Genomic DNA, 19,631 nt, shown 5'->3' on the forward strand with positions numbered 1-19,631 from the left:
CTATCATTGGGGAAGGTGGAGCAAGCCTATCTGGTGGAGAAAAACAAAGAATCTCAATTGCAAGAGCTATGTTAAAAGATGCGGACATCATAATCTTTGATGAAGCCACAGCAAGTATAGATCCAGAAAATGAAGATAAACTTAAAGAAGCAATAGAATCATTAACAAAAAACAAAACAGTAATTATGATTGCCCACAGACTAAAGACAATTAGAAATGCAGATCAAATTTTAGTTTTAAAAGATGGGGAAATAGTTGAACGTGGAAATCATGAAGAACTGATTAAAAATAATGGACTTTATTCTGACCTTGTCAATGCAAAAGCTAAGGCAGAATCATGGAAATTAAATAATTGATGGAAGAAAGATTTAAAGTCTTTAAACAGTAAAATTTAGATTAGAGGATTTATGCCTATGTGCATAAGTCCTCATTTTTTATGTTCAAATTAATCATTAAAACTCAAAATACTATAAAAAATAAAAATTCTGGTTACCAAAGAGGACAAATTTCACTATATAAAGTGAGGGTTATTTTGTCATCTTTCTATAAAAATAAAAATACTTTGAAGTGCCAATATTCTTGAAATTGATTATGTGAGATTAGCATATTTCAAATTTAATCCACTTACCAAGGTAAAAAAATTAACTTACATAGGAGGTAAAATGCAAGCAATAAAGGTTTATAGTATAAGACTTGCTATGTTATGTAGACTTTATGATCTTAAATTAATTAATGATAAGGAATACACAAAAATAAAAAATAGAATAGAAAATGATTATAAAAAGAGAGATAGAAAGTAGTTGATCTTGTGATATAATAACACTGTAGAAAGATACAAAATGGGAAGGAGGTAAAATGAATACTAAAGTAAAATTAATAAAAGCTTCAAATACTGGAGCTAGAAATAGAAATGCACTACATTTAGATTTAAAACGAGTTGCAGCATATTGTCGAGTAAGTACAGATAGTAAAGACCAACTTGAATCATATAAATCGCAAGTTGATTATTACACAAATCTAATAAAAAATAATAAGAACTGGACTTTGGCTGGTATATATGCAGATGAAGCAACAACAGGAACAACTGCCACTAAAAGAGCAGATTTCATGAGACTAATTAGTGATTGCCAAAATGGGGATATAGACATGATAATTACTAAATCTATATCAAGATTTGCCAGAAATACATTAGATACTTTAAAGTATGTAAGACTATTAAAGGAAAACAATGTTGGTGTAGTATTTGAAGAAGAAAATATAGATACTTTGACAATGGATGGAGAGCTATTATTAACAATATTAAGTTCAGTAGCTCAACAAGAAGTAGAAAATACCTCAGCCCATTTGAAAAAAGGACTGAAAATGAAAATGGAAAAAGGGGAACTTATTGGTTTTCAAGGTTGCCTTGGATATGATTATGATCCTATAACAAAAAGTATCTCTATAAATGAAGAGGAAGCTAAAATTGTTAGATATATCTTTAAAAGATATTTAGAGGGTAATGGTGGTTCAGTCATTGGCAGGGAATTAGAAGAACAAGGATATCTCACTCCTAGAGGTAAAACGAAATGGTCTGACACTACAGTGTTGGGGATAATTAAAAATGAAAAGTATATTGGTGATATACTAATGGGAAAGACCTTTACAGTTGATCCCATAACAAAAAGAAGACTAGCAAACTTTGGTGAATCTGATAAATATCACATTGAAAATCATCACGAGCCAATTATATCAAGAGAAGATTTTGAAAAGGCACAAGAGATTAGACTCAGGAGAGCACAAAATAGAAACACCATTGCTAACAAGGATAGAAAAAGAGAAAAACTATCAAGACAATACGCTTTTTCAAGTATGCTGGAATGTGGATTTTGTGGAGAAATACTTTCAAGAAGAACTTGGCACACAAGTTCAATTTATAAAAAAATTAACTGGCAATGTGTAAGGTCAACAAAAAAAGGTAAAAAATATTGCCCTCATTCAAAGGGAATACAAGAAGCAGCAATAGAAAAAGCTTTTGTTGAAAGTTATAGGCAATTATGCCATGCAGATTCAACAGTAATTGATGACTTTTTAAAAATTGTTGAAGAAGAAATAAATGATAATACTTTAGTCAAAGATTTAAAAAAGTTAGAAAACCAATTAAACAGAATCATTAGTCAAGAAAGAAAGTTAGTTGATCTTCATTTAGAAGATAGTATAGATGAAGAAGTTTATGCTAAAAAGTATAAAAAACTTACAAAACAAAAAGAAGAATTACTTGATGAAAAGAAAACACTAGAGCTAACTATCAAAGATGAAAACTCTATTAAAGAAAGACTAAAGCAATTTAAAAAAGTCTTAGAAAATAAAGAAATTATAGAGGAATTTAATAGAACAGTATTCGAAAGCATAGTTGATAAAGTTGTGGTTGGAAGAATTGACAAAGACGGAACAGTTCATCCATATGACTTAACATTCTATTTCAAAACAGGAATTAAAGATAGTCAAAATTCTAATGATTACAAAGATAAAAGAAAAAACGCCAAAGACAATTATATTGATAAATTGTGCTCCTACAAGAATGACGAGGATAAAAAATTATGTTCCCAAGCCAAAGACAATGCATGTGGAGACGGTAGCTCTATTGTCCAAACTAAACACAGAACATCATTTAGATATATAAATAGGGGAAGATGAATTATCTGAAATTGACTTTTCAAAAGACGCAACTTATGGAGAAATTAAAAAATTTGTGTTAGATAAATACGGACTAAAAGTTTCAAGCCTATATATCGCACAAGTAAAAAGGAAACATGGTCTTATAGAAAGAGAAAACTACAATATTAGCAAGAAAGAAAATCAAAGAGTGCCAAATTGTTCAGAAGAAAAAGAAAAAGCGATAGAAGATGCTTTAGAGTATTTTGGAATGATTAAAAAAATATCTAAGATTGAAAATTTTAAAATTAAGACTTAAAAACTTTAAGATTAAAAAGATATGTACTTCTTATATAACCTAAGAAGATTAATTGAAAATCAGGGGAACGATGATGGTAAAATAAAAAAATTTAACAACTAAAGAAGAATTAGGCATTATTGCCAAAGAGGTTTTTATGAAGTTAAAAATACTGAAAAAGACTTGTTAGAATTGAAAATTTTAGATCATTGTGCAGGGTTTCGTGTCATAATAGTGATAGAGGCAAATAGTTATGTAAATATAAAGAGTTCAAGACTTCTACCAAAGTTTAAAACTCAAAAAATAAATAGTTGGTGTGCTGCTTAGAGTAACCATTTTGATAATGTGGATGCGAAACAAAAAGAGATAATCAGACTTCGTAAAAAATTGAAACAGGTTGAAATGGAGAATGATATTTTAAAGCAAGCTGCACTACTGTTAGGCAAAAAATAGACTTCATTATCTCGAACCGAGATAAATATAGCATTAGTGCAATGTGTAGACTACTTGGGGTCACAAGAAGTTTAGTCTATTATCATTTGAACAAAGAAAAAGATGTGAAATTAGATGAAGATGAAAAACTAATAGAAGAAATAAAAGAAATATTCAGAAGAAGTAGAAACAACTATGGAACACGCAAAATAAAAAGAACTAGGGAAAATTGGATATAAAATATCGAGAAGAAAAATAGGCCGAATAATGAAGAAAAATGGCCTAGTCTCAAACTATACAGTAGCACAATATAAAGTAATAAGATCCAAATGCAACGAAGAACACATCCCTAACCTTTTAAATAGATAATTTGACAATAGAGACTATTAGAAGCAATAGTAAGCGACCTAACATATGTAAGAGTAGGAAAAACATGGAATTATATATGTTTAATAATAGACTTAAACAGCCGTGAAATAATAGGGTACTCATCAGGTAAAAACAAAGATGCAAATCTAGTAGCAGAAGCATTTTACTCAATAAGACAGCCACTAAATCGTATAAAAATATTTCACACAGACAGAGGAAGAGAATTTAAAAATATAAAAATAGAAGAAATATTAAAGGTATTTGGGATAAAAAGATCGCTAAGTAAAAAAGGAAGCCCATATGATAACGCAGTAAGCGAAGCAGTCAATAAAGTAATGAAGACAGAATTCATATATCAGGAGAACTTTACTAATTTCCAAGAACTTAATCTAAAATTAGCAGAATACGTATATTGGTATAATAACCTAAGAATTCATGGATCTTTAGGATATAAAACACCAGTAGAATATAGAAAAGCAGAATAAAAAGCTCTGGAAGTTTCATAAATTAAATAAAATATATGAACAGACTGTCAAGGGCAAATTTCAACGAAATTTGGGCGAAGCCTTTACCCTTGATTGTCTGAGAATATATATTATAATCTAAAGAAACTTTCAAGCTTGATAATGTTCGGTTATAAATTGTCTAAAAAAGGGTTGCCATTCTATGTATTTGGGTTCATTAGAAGAATGCCGAGCAATGGGTAACATGACGCTGATGTGTTTATACACAAAAAAGCTACACGTGCGTTGGCTGACAACAGGGAGCTAAGTAAATTAACACCAGCTAAAATGTTTGACGCTATTAATAAATGACAAGTATATGAAATTGGTTTTACCTAGTTTAAAAAAGAAATTATAATGAAAATATGGAGGCTAAGAATATGAAGATTAATAATGAATGTTGTTGTGGATGCAAAACAGAAAAGCCGGATCAAATTAAAGACAATTGTCCTGTATGTAATAATGAAGGGATTTCCGTTAGTAAAGTAACTGTTGAACATCTAGTGGTAGATGATTATCGTAATGCTGTTAACGGAGATCAATATAAGATTTGCATGAACGAGGACTGCGACGTTGTTTACTATAACTTAGATAATGAAATAAAATTCTTGAAAGACCAAGTTAGAGTTCCTATCTGGTTTAAGAAAGATGCAGATCCTAAGTATGCTTGTTATTGTAGCGAAGTCACAGAAAATCAGGTAATTGAAGCAGTTGTAAAGCATGGCGCGAAATCCGTAAAAGAAGTAAATGCCATCACTGGGGCAATGAAAAATCCTAATTGTAAAGAAAACAATCCGTTGGGAGTTTGTTGTCATAAGATTATTCAGGAAGCTATCGATAAAGGCTTGAAAATGAAATAATTACAGTCGATATGTTCCTACAAACGAGAGCCAATCTTTGATATGTTTCCATCTACGAGCGTGGATATGTTCCCCATAACCATAGGGGTTGAAAGTGTTGCATTGTTGTCAAGAGTTCTCAAATAATAAGTTTAGTTTAATCTAAGGAGTTAATCAAAAAAAGGTTCTTTATTATTCTCGATATGGTTTGATTTATTTATGATAACATGGTGTTTAGACGAGATAGACATTACAATTTATTTTATATTTTTCGATTCTAGAAAATTGCAGAAATAATTGTCTTAACTAAATTAATGTTAAATAAAAGGAGAGAAGATGGTTAGATTAAACTCATACTACGAAGATAGTATTAATAAGTTTTTAAAAAAAGATATTGATGGTATCCTAGGAATAATTAGTGGCAATAATTCATCTGCAGAAACTAAGATACAACAGAAAAACACTTGGATCGAGGAGATTAACATTTTAAAAAGAGAACTTAACGGTTTCGACGGGAGAGTTATTTTTGAGTATACTATTCCGCGTATGGGAAAAAGAGTTGATAATATTATTTTACACAATAATATTGTTTTCGTTCTAGAATTTAAATGTGGTAGCGAAAAATATAATAGTGCAGATTATGATCAGGTGTATGATTATGATTTAGATTAAAAAAAATTCCACAAAGAAAGCTTCGATAAGTTAATTGTTCCTGTTTTAATTGCTACGGATGCTCCTTCCAAAGATAATAATTTCATAGTCAAAGAAAATATTATGAAACCTTTAGAATGTAATAGTCATGGAATTAGAAAATTAATTTTACAAGTTTCAAGTAAATATAATATGCCAAAATTTTCATATGACAATTGGATTAATAGTGAATATTTACCAACTCCAACTATTGTAGAGGCTGCTCAGGCACTTTATACAGGCCATAACGTAGAAGACATAACAAGAAATGATGCTGGTGTAAAAAATATTTCTATAACCACAGATTCGATTAATAATATAATTGAATATAGTAAAACTCAAAATAAAAAGTCAATATGTTTTGTAACTGGTGTACCAGGTGCAGGAAAGACACTTGTGGGCCTTAATCTTGGAATTCAAAAAGCTGATGCTAAAAAAGGAGAGCATGCAGTATTTTTGTCTGGCAATTTTCCTCTTGTAGAGGTTTTACAAGAAGCTCTTGTAAGAGATAGGATCGAGAGTATGAAAAAGCTTGGTTTAAATATAAAGAAATCTGACGAGAGAAGAAAAACGAATGCATTTATACAGATAATACACAAGTATAGGGACTCATTTATAAACAACGATAATGTTCCTCCAGAACATATAATAATTTTTGATGAAGCTCAAAGGTCCTGGAATCATGAAAAGATAGCAAAATTTATGAAAACTAAAAAAGGAATCCCCAATTTCAATTATAGCGAACCCGAGTTTTTAATTAGTACAATGGATCGACATAAAAATTGGGCTGTTATAGTTTGCCTTATAGGGGGTGGACAGGAAATAAACGATGGAGAAGGTGGTCTTCCAGAATGGTTTAATGCATTGAGGTCAAAGTTCAGTGGATGGGACGTTTATGTTTCGAACAATTTAAAGGAAGAATATTTGATAAATAATGAATGGCAGTATATGATAGATGGATTAAAAGTTAAGGAACTAGAGGATTTACATTTATCTGTATCTTTAAGATCATTTAGAACTCCGGACCTAGCGGATTTTATAAAAGCTACATTGGATCTTGATGTAGATACTGCAAAACAAATTTATGAAAAAATCAAAGATAAATACCCAATTAAAATCACTAGAGATATTAAAAAAGCAAAAGAATGGGTCAAAAATAAGTCAAAGGGATCGCAAAAACACGGGTTACTAGCATCAAGTGGAGCATTGAGATTGAAACCTGAGGGAATATTTGTGAAAAATAAAATTGACGTTTGTAATTGGTTTTTAAACAATAAAGAAGATGTAAGATCCTGCTACGCCCTTGAAGATGTAGTCACAGAGTTTGACGTGCAAGGACTTGAAGTTGATTACTCTATAGTTTGCTGGGATGCAGACTTTAGAGTTATAGATGGTAAATGGATTTACAAGAGCTAGGCAAGGAATGGTAATTTTCATTCCAAGAGGTTGTAATGAAGATATGACAAGACAGCCAAAATTTTATGATGGTACATATAATTATTTGAAAAAAATAGGAATAGAAGAAATATAAAATAGATTTTCAAATATTTAAGGCGCATAATCTGATAATTTTAAAGGTCAGAAGCCTGCCATGCTAGAACCATAAAAGAAGAAGACCTACAAGAAGCAGTCGTAGAATCCATTAATCAGCTTATATCGGAAAGTAGTGAATTAAAAGAAATAATAAAAGAGAATATAGAAAAAGCCATCACAGGTTATAGAAGTGGTCAGATGGAAGAAATAGACAAAGAAATGCTGAAGGTTCAAGAAGATCTTGTAAAAGTAGCTAATGCCAAGAAAGACTACACAGACCTTGCAAACAGGGTGGAAGATTTAAGAAATGAAAAAGAAAAGATACTTCTAAATGTGGCGAAGGAAAAGAATGAACAAAGCAGACTAATGGAATTAGAAGAGTTTTTAGACAATCAAGAATTAAAAATAGAAAGCTATGATGAAGAATTAGTAAGGAAATTAGTGGAAAAGATAGTAATTTATGAAGAAAATTTAAAAGAAGTATTTAAATCTGGACTTGAGGTTGAGATAGAAAATTGACAAGAATTAAAAGTAAATATACAATATAACTAACATTACCTGACACGCCTCTTAACAATGCGAACCATTGTTAGTGTATAGTATTGTTGTTAAGAAAATAGTATAAGTGTTGATTAAAGTGATAGAATAGTTAGTTTTTAGGATATAACTAATCATTAGTAAAATCTTTATGGATAGAGATAGGGAAAAATAAGGACATTCAAAATATAAGTAAATTACAATTTGATTTTTGAGAAATGATAAGAAGATTTGTTAACATAGGAAGTTTTGAGAGAGGTGGTTAATGAATTTACTAAAGATAATACTTATAATAATGGGAGTAATTTTTACTACATTTGGATATTTGATTTATTTTAAAGAAAAATATAATTTGATTAACGGTTTTGAGGTAGATTATAAATCTGGAAGAAAGACAGAATCCTATGCTAAAAAGGTAGGATTGATAGAACTTATCATTGGCATTATCCTTATTTTAATTGGGATCTGGGTAATTATCATTAAATAGTGCCTCCTCTTTGTCTAGCTATTAATTTTTGAGGTGGTCGAAATAGATAACTAATTATATATAATTAGTTTGGAAAACTTATATGAGGAATAGAAGATTTGAAAATAGATATAAATATGTATTATAATACTCAATAGTACCCGACACGTCTCTTAGTATAATGCGAGCCAAGTCGGGTCTTTTCGTTATAAGAAGAAATAATGTGAAGAAATCTCATTAATCTCCCACATATGTAGGCAAGTGAAAATTTTATTGTTTTATAGAATAGAATAAAAGATGGCATTATTAATTAGATTCGATGGTTTACCTAAGTTGCTTAAAAGCATGGGTAGTATGGATAGAGAATAGATGATTTTTATATAAATAGAAAGAAGATATAGTGAAATTATAGTCTTTTAGGTTTTGATTTTAAAATCTAAGAGACTATTTTTATGCTCATAATAATTTATGGAGCTAACCATATTAAAATTTAAATTATGAATTCATTTTATTATGTCTTAGATTAATTAAACTATATAAAATCAACTAAAGAGAATATTGAAAAAGCCATCACAGGTGATGGAATTAGCCAGATAGATGAAATAGACAAAGAAATGTTGAAAGTGCAATAAGAACTTTTAAAAGTAGCTAATGCCAAGAAAGACTACACAGAACTTGCAGACAGAGTGGAAGAGTTAAGGAATGAAAAGGAAACGATACTACTAACTGTGGCAGAAGAGAAAAATGAACAAAGCAGACTAATAGAATTAGAAGAGTTTCTAGAAAATCAAGAATTAGAAATAGAAAGATACGATGAAGACTTGGTAAGGAAACTTATAGAGAAGATTATAGTTTATGATGAAAGTATTAAAGTGATATTCAAATCAGGACTTGAAGTTGAAATAGAAAATTGACAAGTATTAAAAGTAAATATACAATAAAAATAACAGTACCCGACACGCCTCTTAGTATAAAGCGAACCAAGTCGGTTCTTTTGATTTTAAAATCGTTTAAACTTATAGTCTCAATATATTTGGTGTAATACTACAATGACCGATTGAAAATAATCGTAATTAAATAAAAAATAAGTAGCTAGGTTAATAACTACTTATTAGAAAATCCTGAAATTTCAAATATGGCATCAATTGAGATGCTAGTAAATTTGCCCTCATATTTATTTTTGATGGAGCTAATTGATGAGATTAAAGACTGGTATTCTTTTTCGGGAATAACTAGTTTAAGGACCAGTATTAAATCATGTAAATTTTTGCCAGTATAATTTTCATTGAAAAACTTTTCGAAAATAGCAGTTTGACCAGCTTTATTCAATGAGAAAGAATACATGACTTCATCATGGGCACAAACATTTCTGAAAAAATTACAGATTTTAATTATGTCTATAAGTTCAGTTTTACTAATTTTTTCTTTAGACTGGTAACTATCCTTATATCTTTCACCAAAATCTCTAGCAATTTTATTTTGAAGAGATTCATCTAGAGAATTATAAAAATAAGATATATTTCCTAAAGTAAGGAAATTTACAAGAACCCAAAGAGGGATGTGGTCATGCTTTTTTATATAATGCTTAATAGGTTTCTTGCCATTTGAATTTTTATTTTCTATACTTATGGCATTGGATAATGTCCCTATATTTTTCAAAACATAATTTAGCTGATGCTTTGATGCAGAATAATTTTCAATTTGTAAGTAAGGATATAGTCCATCTCTGTATAAGTCTGAAAAATGATAAGCACAGGATGTTTTTAGAAGTTTCTCAAAACGGAGCAGAGAAGAAAAAATCACTTCTTTTAATTCACGATCCATTTCATCAAGAGCATAAATTTCTTCAAAACTACTACCAGCTTTATATACATCTTCTACCTCATTAGAAGATTTATTGTCTAAAAATGGAGTTTTATAGCCATTGATAAGGTTATAATAATTAACTTGTGATAAAATAATCTTAGCATATTCTGGATTATTAATGTCTAAACCTCTATTTGAGAGTATTTCAATTTGTTCATCATAAGTTTTAAACGGTTTACTCATATGCACACCTCATAAAAAAACGCCCCGCCACGTATGGCAAGGGCTTGTTCCTTACTTATATTATAGCAGAAAGTTCTATTAATTCAAGGTCTTACAGAAATAAAATTGGTAAGCATGGAAACTATAAAGATATCTAGAAAGGTTTATAATTAATTAGTGGACATATTTCCACATACGAGGCTTTTGAGAAATTTCAAATTTTATCAATACTGACCACTCAAGCCATGTCGAGGCGGTTGTATTGATGTCAAGACAATAAGATAAGAGGTAATTAAACTGTCGAAATAGGTGACTTTTAGGATTTTAAAAGAAATCAGTTCTATAATAAATTAAAAATCGTGTTGGTAGAAAAATCGCCTACTTCTACCAACACGATTTTACAAAGAGCCAGTACTCACATCTCTTTTTCTCCTGTAAAACTATTTTATCTTGATACTTTAAGGAGTTTCAATCATTCGATCTACTAACCATTATTTTTTGAATCTAAACTTAATAAAATAGCATTAATGGCGACTAAGACTGTTGACACAGACATTAGAATTGCTCCTACTGCAGGACTTAATGTGAAGCCAAAAGGGGCCAAAATTCCAGCAGCTAGAGGAATAGCTATAAAGTTATAACCGGCTCCCCAAAAGAGATTTTGTTTCATTTTACGAGTTGTTTTGTGTGCTAATTCAATGAATGATTCAATATCTCCTGGATCAGATTGAGTCAAGATGACATCAGCTGAATCCAATGCCACTTGGGTTCCAGCGCCTATAGCTATACCAACGTCTGCTAAGGCAAGAGAAGGGGCATCATTAACACCGTCACCTACCATGATAACTTTCTTTCCTTCATCTTTAAGTGTTTTAACTAACTCATATTTGTCTTGTGGTGATTGATTTGATCTATATTCAATCCCTAAGTCTTCTGCCGCGCCTTGAGCCGCTTTTTCATTATCACCTGTTGCCATAATTGGCTCTATATTATTATTTTTAAGAGCTTCTATTAACTCTTTACTGGTTGCTTTTAATTCATCCCCCAAAGCTACAGCACCAATGGCATCATCGTTTTCTACTAAGACACTGAGGGTTGCTCCTTTTGGAATATCCATATCTATATTACGTCCGTATGCTTTTTGACTGATTAATTGGTATTGGTGCCCATTGGCTTTACCTTCTACGCCAGCACCGGAAATTACATCAATGGAATCAAAGGATACTGGACTTATACCTTCTTGGTCGGCGAAGCTTATAATTGATTGAGCAATAGGGTGACTAGACCCTCCTTCAATACCTGCCAATAGTGAAATGATTTCCTCTTTTGTATATTTTTCATTAAGAAGTTTTACATCTAATACTTTAAACTCACCTGTTGTTAAAGTACCTGTCTTATCTAAAATCATCACATCTGCATCTTGAGCTATTTCTAAAGATTCTCGGTCTTTTACTAGTAAGCCTCGACTTGCCCCTAAGCTTGTGCTACGAGCGGTGACCAATGGAATAGCTAGACCCAAAGCGTGAGGACAAGCTATAACTAATGTTGTGATAGCAAATTTTACTGCCGTTGGGATGTCCGCTATAAGCATCCATACTACAAAAGCTATTAGTGCGACAATGACTGCAATATAGAAGAGCCACCCTGCAACCTTTTGAGCAATATTTTCTGCTCTGGAAGGCTGACTTTGAGCTTGGCTGATTAAATTCTGAACTTGAGAGATGAAGGATTGATCACCTGTCTCATTCACTTTAATATAAAGAACCCCTTCTCCATTTGTTGAGCCTCCGATTACTTCATCGCCAGGACCTTTTTTAATTGATTTAGATTCTCCAGTCAAAAGAGCTTCATTTAGACGTGATTCTCCACGCTCGATAGTTCCATCTGCTGGCACATTTTCTCCAGCTTGAACTCGAATTAAATCACCTACCTTTAAGTCAGCAACTGGACGTATTTCAATTGAATCGTCTTCTAACACAACGTGAGCATCTTTCGGCACTAACTTAGCCAATTCTGCTTGTGCGTCTCCTGCTTCTCCAATAGCTTTCATCTCAATCCAGTGACCTAATAACATGATTAATAGTAATGAAGCAAATTCAAAGAAAAAATCCATAATTTGTTCACCTGTTACGTAGCTTGCTATTACAGTATAAATACTATATAAATATGAAACACTTAAACCTAAAGAAACGAGAGCCATCATTCCAGGTTCTTTTTGTTTAAATTCGTCAACTGCCCCTTGATAGAATGGACGTCCACCATAAATAATTAATATAGTAGATAAAATAGCTACTACAATATCAGAATATGGAAAAGTAAACTGGAATGGTAGTTCAAACCCAGCCATAGGGGATAAGAGCATAATAATGATTCCTAGTGGCAATGATTTTAAGAAAAGTTCCTTAAAGTTTCCGTGATGATGGTGGTCATGCCCACTGTGTCCGCTGTGATCATTCCCAGCATGATGTTCGTGATGCTGATTCTTATGGTCTCCATGTTCTTCCGGGCTTACGTGCTTATGTTTTGAATGATCCATGTCGCCATGATTATGGTGACTGTGGGATAAATGTTTGTTGTTATTGTTCATTTTAAATTCCTCCTTATGCCTAATGATGATGTAAATGACACTCGCATTGTCCTTCTGGACAATTGCAATCCACTTCTTCTACTGCGGAAGATTTTTTCATCTCTAATATTTTTTCTAGTCTATCTATATCATCGAAGCTTAAAACATGATTTTCAATGATGCTTCCTATTACATTTCCGACTTTTTTATTGCAAATACGGTTAAAAATATCTTCTGCATAATCCCTTACGGCTTCTTTCTCTTCAATATTGGCAGTGTAAATAAACTTTCTACCTTCTTGCTCTGTATTTAGTACGCCTTTTTCAACTAATCGACCTAAGATCGTTTTGATAGTGGACTGTGTCCAGTCCATTTTTTCTTTCAATACGGAGATAACTTTTTTACTAGTTACTCGATCATTTGCCCAAACCACACGCATGACTTCCCATTCAGCATCTGTGATATGAGTATTGTATACTATTACACCCATTGTCTTTCCCTCCTTATCGTTTACGAGTGTAGACTTAATACTTAATATAAGTTTACTCTTGTAAACTTATATTGTCAAGTATTTTTAATAAATGTAAGCAACGATTATTGCGTTTGTTTTCCAATTGCTTCCTAGAACGATTTATAAGGTTATCATTGATTTACATTTATCGCTTTTTTAATTTCTTATTTTTAATAATATGATAAATATGATGATACCTTTTCTAAATTTATTGCTTGGCTAAATATATAATCATAAATTTCACAAATTCTACCCTTTCATTTTTCATGGTAGTTTTCTTTAATTCACTTCGGGAACTATACTCAAAATTTGTAGATTTATTTAAATGAAAGTTGTGCAATTGATTAATCTTATTAAGAAAAATCTGGAAAAGTTTTTCACAAGAATATAGGGCCTATTATTTAAAAATTAGTGACTATGTAAGGTTTACAACCGATTTTTATTCTGCACTTTTATCCAATGAATTTAATGGGCTAAAACTTTGAGATGGTATTAAGAATCAAGGACAAAAATTAAAAAGTGATTTTATGTAAATTAGTTATTGTGCAAGTTTCGAAAGTTATATAGTAATAAATTTAAAATTTGTCTTTATATAAAGGTTATAGGAGAAATCTTCACACAATAACTATAAAGCTTGAAATATCAATGTAACAAAAGGTGATAGAATCAAGTTTAGTTGATAAGATAAAAGTTAATAGAGGGTTTTGTCTTAAATTTACGTCCCCATCAATGACAGGAATACCAGATAGGATAATACTTCTTCCAAAAGGAAAGATTGAAATTATTTAAACAAAAAGATCTGGAAGAGAACCAAGGTCTATTCAAAAAAAGAATAAGGCCATTTAAAAAAATAAATTTTAAGGTTTATGTTCTTGATTTTAAAGAAAATATTGATGAAATAATAAAGAGAATTGAAGATGACAACTTGGAATACACTCTACGTAAATATCAAAACTATCTTACTGAATTTATAAAAGAAAATAGAAAATCGTCACTTTTACTAGATATGGGTTTAGACAAGATGGTTATAAGCCTAAAGGCTATGAAAGATTTATTCTTTGATTCTTTTGCAATTTCTAAAGTTTTAATCATAGTTCCATTAAGAGTTGCCTAATAAACTTGGAAAGAAGAGATAGAAGGGTGGTCCACCCTGATTTTTTAAAATATTTAATATTAATAGGTAGTGAAGAAGAAAGAATAAAAGGAGTAGATATATTCCCAAGAACTAGGCTTTCCTAAAAATGTAAATTTTATCAATACTTACCACCCAATCCATGTGGAGACGGTGGTGTTGATATCAAGAAAAAAAGATAAAAAATTATAAGACTCTCAATGGTGTGTTTGCATTGATCGAAATAAAAAGCGAGGACTGCAGGGGTGGAATACCTATGAAAATACCTGATGAGAAAGTACAGAAAAGTTTTCTAGTATACCCACATATTGGGAGGGTAAAAATATTATTCAATTTGCTTCGTCAAAAAATCATATAGGAGTATAACTAGGAGAGGAATAAACTGAATATTTTAGGGATAAATTAACAGATTATGATGTAACTAAAGCTATGTAAGGCTGCCATATTCTTGGCTATTGCCTAAAGATCTGTTAGCTGAGATATCAAAAGGGTGTTATGAAAAATATTTAAAAGGCAATTAACTTAAGAGATTTAATCAAATATTATAATTTATAGATCAGATTTATATATAAGTGAATAAAATATTTTACTTTTCTCAAGTTTTAAATATTCATATATGGGCATAATATAAATGTACTTTTATATTGTATCAAGGAGGGATTATGAGTTTAGCAATTAACAAACTTATTAGTAGTTTAATTCAAATCGTTTTATTTTCACTTATACCATTTGTTTATTGGTATTTTAAAGTTAGAAAAAATCAGAAATTTACAGAATGGATAGGGTTTAAAAGAATTAAAAGGGTAGACAAGACTTTGATATTATCAATATTTATAGTAACCATTATCTATATAATAATAGGCATAATTCTTCTAAATAGTCTAAGTGGAGTTAATAATGCAACTAGCGAGTTTGCGGGACTTAGATTCAAGGCTATTTTGCCTATTATAATTTATGCAGCCCTTAACACTGCTTTACCTGAGGAGATTTTGTTTAGGGGATTTGCACTTAAAAGACTAGTTAGTAAAATAGGATTTAATAATGGAAATCTTATACAATCAATATTGTTTGGACTGGTTCACGGAGTGATGTTTTTTCTTATTGTAGGTGTATTAAAATCTCTTTTAATTATTTTTGTTACAGGGTGTATAGCCTATGCTATGGGATATATCAACGAGAAGTTATCAGAGGGATCAATTATTCCAAGTTTTATCATACATACGGTGTCTAATTTAGTAGCTGGTTTATATGTTGCATTTTTTCTTTAAATTTAGGAAGATATGAGCTTAGAGTTTATCTATAGCCTATGTCTTTTTTATTTTTATAAATTAATTATGGATATGTATTCTGATATGATAAATATAAGGACTTTTAAACAAGAATCTAAGTAAATTAAGATATTATAGAAAATATAATAGGATACTTATAGATAGAATGAAAATCTATGATCTAAAAATAAACCGACATCAGATTTTGTATGTTGTTTTTTTATGCCACTTTTATTGAGATATTAGATTTTAGAGTTTATTATTAAAATAGACAGGTGGTAGTTTAGTATAGTGAGGATGGTTCTGTTGGTGGATGTATATGGAATAATCTTATTAGATTTAGTGCAGGAATTATATTCAAAAAAATTATGATAGGGTTGAAGATTTAGATAAAAATGAATGGGGAAAATATCTTGCCCCTATTTTGGTTATAAACTTAAAAAATACTCCTGGGAAGACAACATCAAAGGATTCTGAGATAGATAAGTTTTCAAAAGAAGACAGAGAATATATAAAAAACAAGCTGAAATATATAGACCAGACCTTATAATTTGTGGAGGAACAGGAGATATATTTATTGAGAACATTCTTGATTTAGATACTAGTTCTTGGATTTATATTTCTTACTATTTGAGTTTTTTAATATAATCATCATGAAGACCTGGGGTCTTTTTGTTATAATTATAATTTGGGAGGTGTTGTTAATTATCCTATGAAAAATTAACCGTATATGGATATATTCTATATGCGGTTTTTGTCTGGGAAATTTAGCTAAGCTTGTCTTCAAAAAGTAGAATAAAGAAAATTACATTTTATAAAATGCAAAATCATTGTTTTTTTTTGTTTTAAGGGGTACTATTAAGTTTGTAAAAAAAGGGGTGAATAAAGTGATAATAGAAAAAATTATTGGAAATGTTTTTGATATAAATGAAGAAAATTTAAAAATAAACTGGCTTAATATGCCTTACGACCATGCTCATAAGAAAATTCAAAGATTTGAATATGAGGGTCTGGATTTGGGTCTAAAGCTTTCTGAAGAAGATAGAAAAAGAGGTCTAAAGCATGGAGATATAATTTATCGAGAAGCTAATGTAATTTATGTTATCAATATCGAAGAGCTAGAATGCTTAAAGCTCTCCATAGATGAGGCTAAGTCCTTTGTTAACTTGGCATATATTATTGGCAATCGCCATGCAAAATTGTACTGGTCAGAAGATGACAAATCTTTAATAACACCATACGAGAAGACCCTTGAAGAAATGCTAAAGAACGTAGATGGTATAAAGCTTGATAAGGTCATGGCTAAATTATTGCCAAAAAACAACTTGATGGCGATTCTACCTCAAGGTCAAGTAGTAGATCTTCATAGTCACGACCATGATCACCACCATGAATAGAAAAAAATATGAAGAAGAGCTCATCCTACTTCAATTAAATGATAGTCAATTTCCTATAGGTTCTTATTCTCATTCTTATGGTCTTGAAAATTATATCCTAAAGGATTTGATTAAAGATTCGAAAGATACAAAAAAATATTTAATAAACTATTTAAAAACTAACTTCTATTATAATGACCTTTTAGCTGTATATCTAGCTTACAATTATTTTATAGAAGGAAAAAAAGATGAGCTTTTAGAGTTGAATATCAGATTACAGGCTCAAAAAAGCCAAAAAGAGTTAAGAGAAGCTTCAGAGAAGTTAGGCTCAAGACTTATATCGACAGTTCATAAGATGGACATAGCTATGCCAGAACAATACTATGACTACCTAGATTATCATAAGAAAAATGACATCATCATCCATCACTCAGTCGCCTATGCTCTAATTACAGCAAGTCTTGATATTGATTTGACCGCATCTCTTTTGAGTTTTGCCTTTAATATGGCACAGAATCTAGTGATTACAGCTGTTAAGACTGTTCCTATCAGCCAGTTTGATGGGCAGAAAATCTTATATGAAATCTATGACTTGATAATAGATTTAGTTACAAAGATAGATAAATTGGATGAGGAGTATTATTTTACTTCATATCCAGGTGTAGAAGTTGCTTCAATGCAACATGAAGTATTATATTCAAGACTTTATATGTCTTAGGGAGGCTTATGGATTACGTAAAAATCGGTGTCGCAGGTCCTGTTGGTTGCGGCAAGACACATTTGATAGAAAAACTAGTAGAAGAATTCAAAAAAGATTACAATGTAGCAGTAGTTACTAATGATATATATACAGAAGAAGATGCAAACTACCTAAAAGATCAGGGGATTCTTGAAAGAGATAGGATAAGAGGAGTAGAAACTGGAGGATGTCCTCATACAGCTATAAGAGACGATGTTTCTATGAACCTTGAAGCTTGTGAGGATTTAGTCAGAAATTTTAAGGATATAGAAATAATCTTTATCGAAAGTGGTGGAGACAATCTATCAGCAACCTTTAGTCCTGACCTTGCAGATGCCACCATCTTTGTAATAGATGTAGCTGCAGGTGGGGATATACCAAGAAAAGGAGGCCCAGGAATTTTAAGATCAGACCTTCTTATCATAAACAAAAAAGATTTAGCTCCTTATGTTGGCGTTGACCTTGAGGCTATGAGAAAAGATACCCTAGCCCAAAGAGGAGATCGTCCATTTATCTTTACTAATATCAAAAATGGCGATGGTCTTAATGAGGTTTATGACTGGATAAGAAAGCAAGTCTTATTAGAAGATTTAAAATAATGAAAAAAACATACGCAAGAGCCAGCAGATTATATTTAGAGTTTGAAAATAAAGATGATACAACAATCCTAAAAGATATCTACAATTCGCCACCATTTCTACTTATGCATACATTTAAATATGGCGACTTTACCAAGGCTATGATTATGAGCTCAAGCCCAGGTATCCTGGAAGGCGATATGCAAGAAGAAAGATTTTATGCAAAAAAGAATAGCAAGGTCTTGCTTTCCTCTCAATCATACGAAAAAGTTTATAAGATGAACGAGGATTCTTTCGCAAGTCGTAAGGTTGAAATTCAAGGAGAAGAAAAATCTGACTTTATTTTTAAACTTTTACCCATGATTCTCTACAAGGATGCAGATTTTAGGGAGGATATCAAGGTCGATTTAGAAAAAGATGCCAGGCTTATTTTTTCTAACTGTTTTGTAGCTGGTAGAGTTGGCAGGGGTGAAAGTTTTGAATTTAAAAGCTACAAGACTAATCTAGATATAAATCTTGATGGCAAACTTATCTATACCGAAAAAAACCTTATAAGGCCAAGAGAACAAAATATAAATGAACTTGGCCTGATGGAAGGCTATGACCACTTTTTGTCTATGGTTGCTATAAATTTTTCCAATGAAGATAACATTGGCGAAATCCGCAAAATAATTGAAAAGCATAGCCAAAAAAGAGGCCTAAAAGGTGGGGCAAGTTTAAGTTTTAGAAATGATATTCAAATCAGGATTTTGGGCAAGATGGGCCAGGATCTAATAGAATGTGAAAAAGAAATAATAGATTATTTAATTGAAAAAGGGGGAAGGATATGCATTTAGTACCAAAAGATATTGAACGCCTGATGATATTTACAGCTGGAGAAGTTGCCAGAAAGCGTAAAGAACGTGGACTTAAATTAAACTATCCTGAAGCAGTCGCTCTAATCAGTGCCGAGCTTTATGAAATGGCTCGTGATGGCAAGACTGTTTCAGATTTGATGCAAGAAGGCAGGAAGATTCTAACAAGGGATGATGTCATGGAAGGTGTCCCTGAAATGATTAAGGATGTACAAATAGAAGCCACATTTCCTGATGGAACCAAGCTTGTAACAGTTCATCAACCAATAGTGTAGGAG

Annotated in this window: 21 protein-coding genes and 1 pseudogene; 19 read left to right on the plus strand and 3 right to left on the minus strand. The window is 31.1% G+C overall.

Features of this window, described 5'->3' with window-relative positions; translation table 11 throughout:
* The 12 genes and pseudogenes from RRB46_RS07985 to RRB46_RS08040 form a co-directional block, all read left to right on the plus strand.
* The coding region (locus RRB46_RS07985; protein ID WP_311538127.1) for an ATP-binding cassette domain-containing protein at positions 1–356 on the plus strand (356 nt) is incomplete at its 5' end.
* 306 nt (positions 357–662) lie between these two features.
* The gene (locus RRB46_RS07990) at positions 663–800 is read left to right on the plus strand and encodes a hypothetical protein (protein ID WP_311538128.1); all 138 of its coding nucleotides are present in this window, start codon (positions 663–665) and stop codon (positions 798–800) included.
* Positions 801–855: 55 nt separating this feature from the next.
* Complete coding sequence (locus RRB46_RS07995) at positions 856–2,676, plus strand: recombinase family protein (protein ID WP_311538129.1); 1,821 nt, start codon at positions 856–858, stop codon at positions 2,674–2,676.
* Positions 2,677–2,731: 55 nt separating this feature from the next.
* Positions 2,732–2,953, plus strand: coding sequence for an RNA methyltransferase (locus tag RRB46_RS08000; RefSeq protein WP_311538130.1), 222 nt, complete (start codon positions 2,732–2,734; stop codon positions 2,951–2,953).
* Positions 2,954–3,271: 318 nt separating this feature from the next.
* Positions 3,272–4,218, plus strand: a pseudogene (locus RRB46_RS08005) (IS3 family transposase); the annotation flags it as partial.
* A 398-nt stretch (positions 4,219–4,616) separates the two neighbouring features.
* On the plus strand, positions 4,617–5,096 hold the full coding sequence (locus tag RRB46_RS08010) for a Csac_0668 family 2Fe-2S cluster-binding (seleno)protein (RefSeq protein WP_050150156.1): 480 nt from the start codon (positions 4,617–4,619) through the stop codon (positions 5,094–5,096).
* Between the two features lie 315 nt (positions 5,097–5,411).
* A complete protein-coding gene (locus RRB46_RS08015; protein WP_311538131.1) occupies positions 5,412–5,747 on the plus strand; it encodes a hypothetical protein in 336 nt (111 codons plus the stop codon).
* A gap of 102 nt (positions 5,748–5,849) precedes the next feature.
* Positions 5,850–7,181, plus strand: a complete 1,332-nt coding sequence (locus RRB46_RS08020) for a DNA/RNA helicase domain-containing protein (protein ID WP_311538132.1) — start codon at positions 5,850–5,852, stop codon at positions 7,179–7,181.
* Positions 7,156–7,296 (plus strand): hypothetical protein, encoded by a 141-nt coding sequence (locus RRB46_RS08025; protein ID WP_311538133.1) that lies wholly within the window; start codon positions 7,156–7,158, stop codon positions 7,294–7,296. Before RRB46_RS08020 ends, RRB46_RS08025 begins: the two co-directional genes overlap by 26 nt.
* 200 nt (positions 7,297–7,496) lie before the next feature.
* Entirely contained in the window at positions 7,497–7,817 is a 321-nt protein-coding gene (locus RRB46_RS08030) for a hypothetical protein (protein WP_311538134.1), read from the plus strand.
* Between the two features lie 283 nt (positions 7,818–8,100).
* Positions 8,101–8,322 (plus strand): DUF3784 domain-containing protein, encoded by a 222-nt coding sequence (locus RRB46_RS08035; RefSeq protein WP_311538135.1) that lies wholly within the window; start codon positions 8,101–8,103, stop codon positions 8,320–8,322.
* Between the two features lie 665 nt (positions 8,323–8,987).
* Entirely contained in the window at positions 8,988–9,215 is a 228-nt protein-coding gene (locus RRB46_RS08040; protein WP_311538136.1) for a hypothetical protein, read from the plus strand.
* A 190-nt stretch (positions 9,216–9,405) separates the two neighbouring features.
* On the opposite strand, the gene RRB46_RS08045 is transcribed toward RRB46_RS08040, so the two are convergent.
* The 3 genes from RRB46_RS08045 to RRB46_RS08055 form a co-directional block, all read right to left on the minus strand.
* Positions 9,406–10,350, minus strand: a complete 945-nt coding sequence (locus RRB46_RS08045) for an Abi family protein (RefSeq protein WP_311538137.1) — start codon at positions 10,348–10,350, stop codon at positions 9,406–9,408.
* 463 nt (positions 10,351–10,813) lie between these two features.
* Positions 10,814–12,916 carry a heavy metal translocating P-type ATPase gene (locus RRB46_RS08050; RefSeq protein ID WP_311538138.1) on the minus strand — a complete coding sequence of 701 codons (2,103 nt, stop codon included), beginning with the start codon at positions 12,914–12,916 and terminating at the stop codon, positions 10,814–10,816.
* Positions 12,917–12,935: 19 nt separating this feature from the next.
* Positions 12,936–13,385 carry a CopY/TcrY family copper transport repressor gene (locus RRB46_RS08055; RefSeq protein ID WP_311538139.1) on the minus strand — a complete coding sequence of 150 codons (450 nt, stop codon included), beginning with the start codon at positions 13,383–13,385 and terminating at the stop codon, positions 12,936–12,938.
* 796 nt (positions 13,386–14,181) lie between these two features.
* Between RRB46_RS08055 and RRB46_RS08060 the strand changes: the two genes are divergently transcribed.
* The 7 genes from RRB46_RS08060 (at position 14,182) to ureA (ending at position 19,628) form a co-directional block, all read left to right on the plus strand.
* Positions 14,182–14,520 (plus strand): hypothetical protein, encoded by a 339-nt coding sequence (locus tag RRB46_RS08060; protein ID WP_311538140.1) that lies wholly within the window; start codon positions 14,182–14,184, stop codon positions 14,518–14,520.
* A gap of 680 nt (positions 14,521–15,200) precedes the next feature.
* Entirely contained in the window at positions 15,201–15,806 is a 606-nt protein-coding gene (locus RRB46_RS08065) for a CPBP family intramembrane glutamic endopeptidase (protein WP_296129931.1), read from the plus strand.
* 887 nt (positions 15,807–16,693) lie between these two features.
* Positions 16,694–17,203: an urease accessory protein UreE gene (locus RRB46_RS08070; RefSeq protein ID WP_311538141.1), complete on the plus strand. Its 510-nt coding sequence runs from the start codon at positions 16,694–16,696 to the stop codon at positions 17,201–17,203.
* Positions 17,196–17,900 carry an urease accessory protein UreF gene (locus RRB46_RS08075; protein ID WP_297690132.1) on the plus strand — a complete coding sequence of 235 codons (705 nt, stop codon included), beginning with the start codon at positions 17,196–17,198 and terminating at the stop codon, positions 17,898–17,900. The genes RRB46_RS08070 and RRB46_RS08075 overlap by 8 nt, the downstream gene beginning before the upstream one ends.
* An 8-nt stretch (positions 17,901–17,908) precedes the next feature.
* The gene (gene ureG, locus RRB46_RS08080) at positions 17,909–18,520 is read left to right on the plus strand and encodes an urease accessory protein UreG (RefSeq protein WP_311538142.1); all 612 of its coding nucleotides are present in this window, start codon (positions 17,909–17,911) and stop codon (positions 18,518–18,520) included.
* The gene (locus RRB46_RS08085; RefSeq protein ID WP_311538143.1) at positions 18,520–19,335 is read left to right on the plus strand and encodes an urease accessory protein UreD; all 816 of its coding nucleotides are present in this window, start codon (positions 18,520–18,522) and stop codon (positions 19,333–19,335) included. Before ureG ends, RRB46_RS08085 begins: the two co-directional genes overlap by 1 nt.
* Positions 19,326–19,628, plus strand: coding sequence for an urease subunit gamma (gene ureA, locus RRB46_RS08090; RefSeq protein ID WP_004816472.1), 303 nt, complete (start codon positions 19,326–19,328; stop codon positions 19,626–19,628). Before RRB46_RS08085 ends, ureA begins: the two co-directional genes overlap by 10 nt.
* Positions 19,629–19,631 lie beyond the last annotated feature (3 nt).

Source organism: uncultured Anaerococcus sp., from assembly GCF_963512375.1.
GTDB lineage: Bacteria > Bacillota > Clostridia > Tissierellales > Peptoniphilaceae > Anaerococcus.

What these genes read in the sequence shown, in the direction of transcription:
- RRB46_RS08050 (WP_311538138.1), bottom strand. Translation starts at nt 12,916, where the DNA reads ATGAACAATAACAACAAACATTTATCCCACAGTCACCATAATCATGGC.
- RRB46_RS08055 (WP_311538139.1), bottom strand. Translation starts at nt 13,385, where the DNA reads ATGGGTGTAATAGTATACAATACTCATATCACAGATGCTGAATGGGAA.
- RRB46_RS08010 (WP_050150156.1), top strand. Translation starts at nt 4,617, where the DNA reads ATGAAGATTAATAATGAATGTTGTTGTGGATGCAAAACAGAAAAGCCG.
- RRB46_RS08020 (WP_311538132.1), top strand. Translation starts at nt 5,850, where the DNA reads ATGAAACCTTTAGAATGTAATAGTCATGGAATTAGAAAATTAATTTTA.
- RRB46_RS08030 (WP_311538134.1), top strand. Translation starts at nt 7,497, where the DNA reads ATGGAAGAAATAGACAAAGAAATGCTGAAGGTTCAAGAAGATCTTGTA.
- ureG (WP_311538142.1), top strand. Translation starts at nt 17,909, where the DNA reads ATGGATTACGTAAAAATCGGTGTCGCAGGTCCTGTTGGTTGCGGCAAG.
- RRB46_RS08035 (WP_311538135.1), top strand. Translation starts at nt 8,101, where the DNA reads ATGAATTTACTAAAGATAATACTTATAATAATGGGAGTAATTTTTACT.
- RRB46_RS07990 (WP_311538128.1), top strand. Translation starts at nt 663, where the DNA reads ATGCAAGCAATAAAGGTTTATAGTATAAGACTTGCTATGTTATGTAGA.
- ureA (WP_004816472.1), top strand. Translation starts at nt 19,326, where the DNA reads ATGCATTTAGTACCAAAAGATATTGAACGCCTGATGATATTTACAGCT.
- RRB46_RS07995 (WP_311538129.1), top strand. Translation starts at nt 856, where the DNA reads ATGAATACTAAAGTAAAATTAATAAAAGCTTCAAATACTGGAGCTAGA.
- RRB46_RS08075 (WP_297690132.1), top strand. Translation starts at nt 17,196, where the DNA reads ATGAATAGAAAAAAATATGAAGAAGAGCTCATCCTACTTCAATTAAAT.
- RRB46_RS08085 (WP_311538143.1), top strand. Translation starts at nt 18,520, where the DNA reads ATGAAAAAAACATACGCAAGAGCCAGCAGATTATATTTAGAGTTTGAA.
- RRB46_RS08045 (WP_311538137.1), bottom strand. Translation starts at nt 10,350, where the DNA reads ATGAGTAAACCGTTTAAAACTTATGATGAACAAATTGAAATACTCTCA.
- RRB46_RS08015 (WP_311538131.1), top strand. Translation starts at nt 5,412, where the DNA reads ATGGTTAGATTAAACTCATACTACGAAGATAGTATTAATAAGTTTTTA.
- RRB46_RS08025 (WP_311538133.1), top strand. Translation starts at nt 7,156, where the DNA reads ATGGTAAATGGATTTACAAGAGCTAGGCAAGGAATGGTAATTTTCATT.
- RRB46_RS08065 (WP_296129931.1), top strand. Translation starts at nt 15,201, where the DNA reads ATGAGTTTAGCAATTAACAAACTTATTAGTAGTTTAATTCAAATCGTT.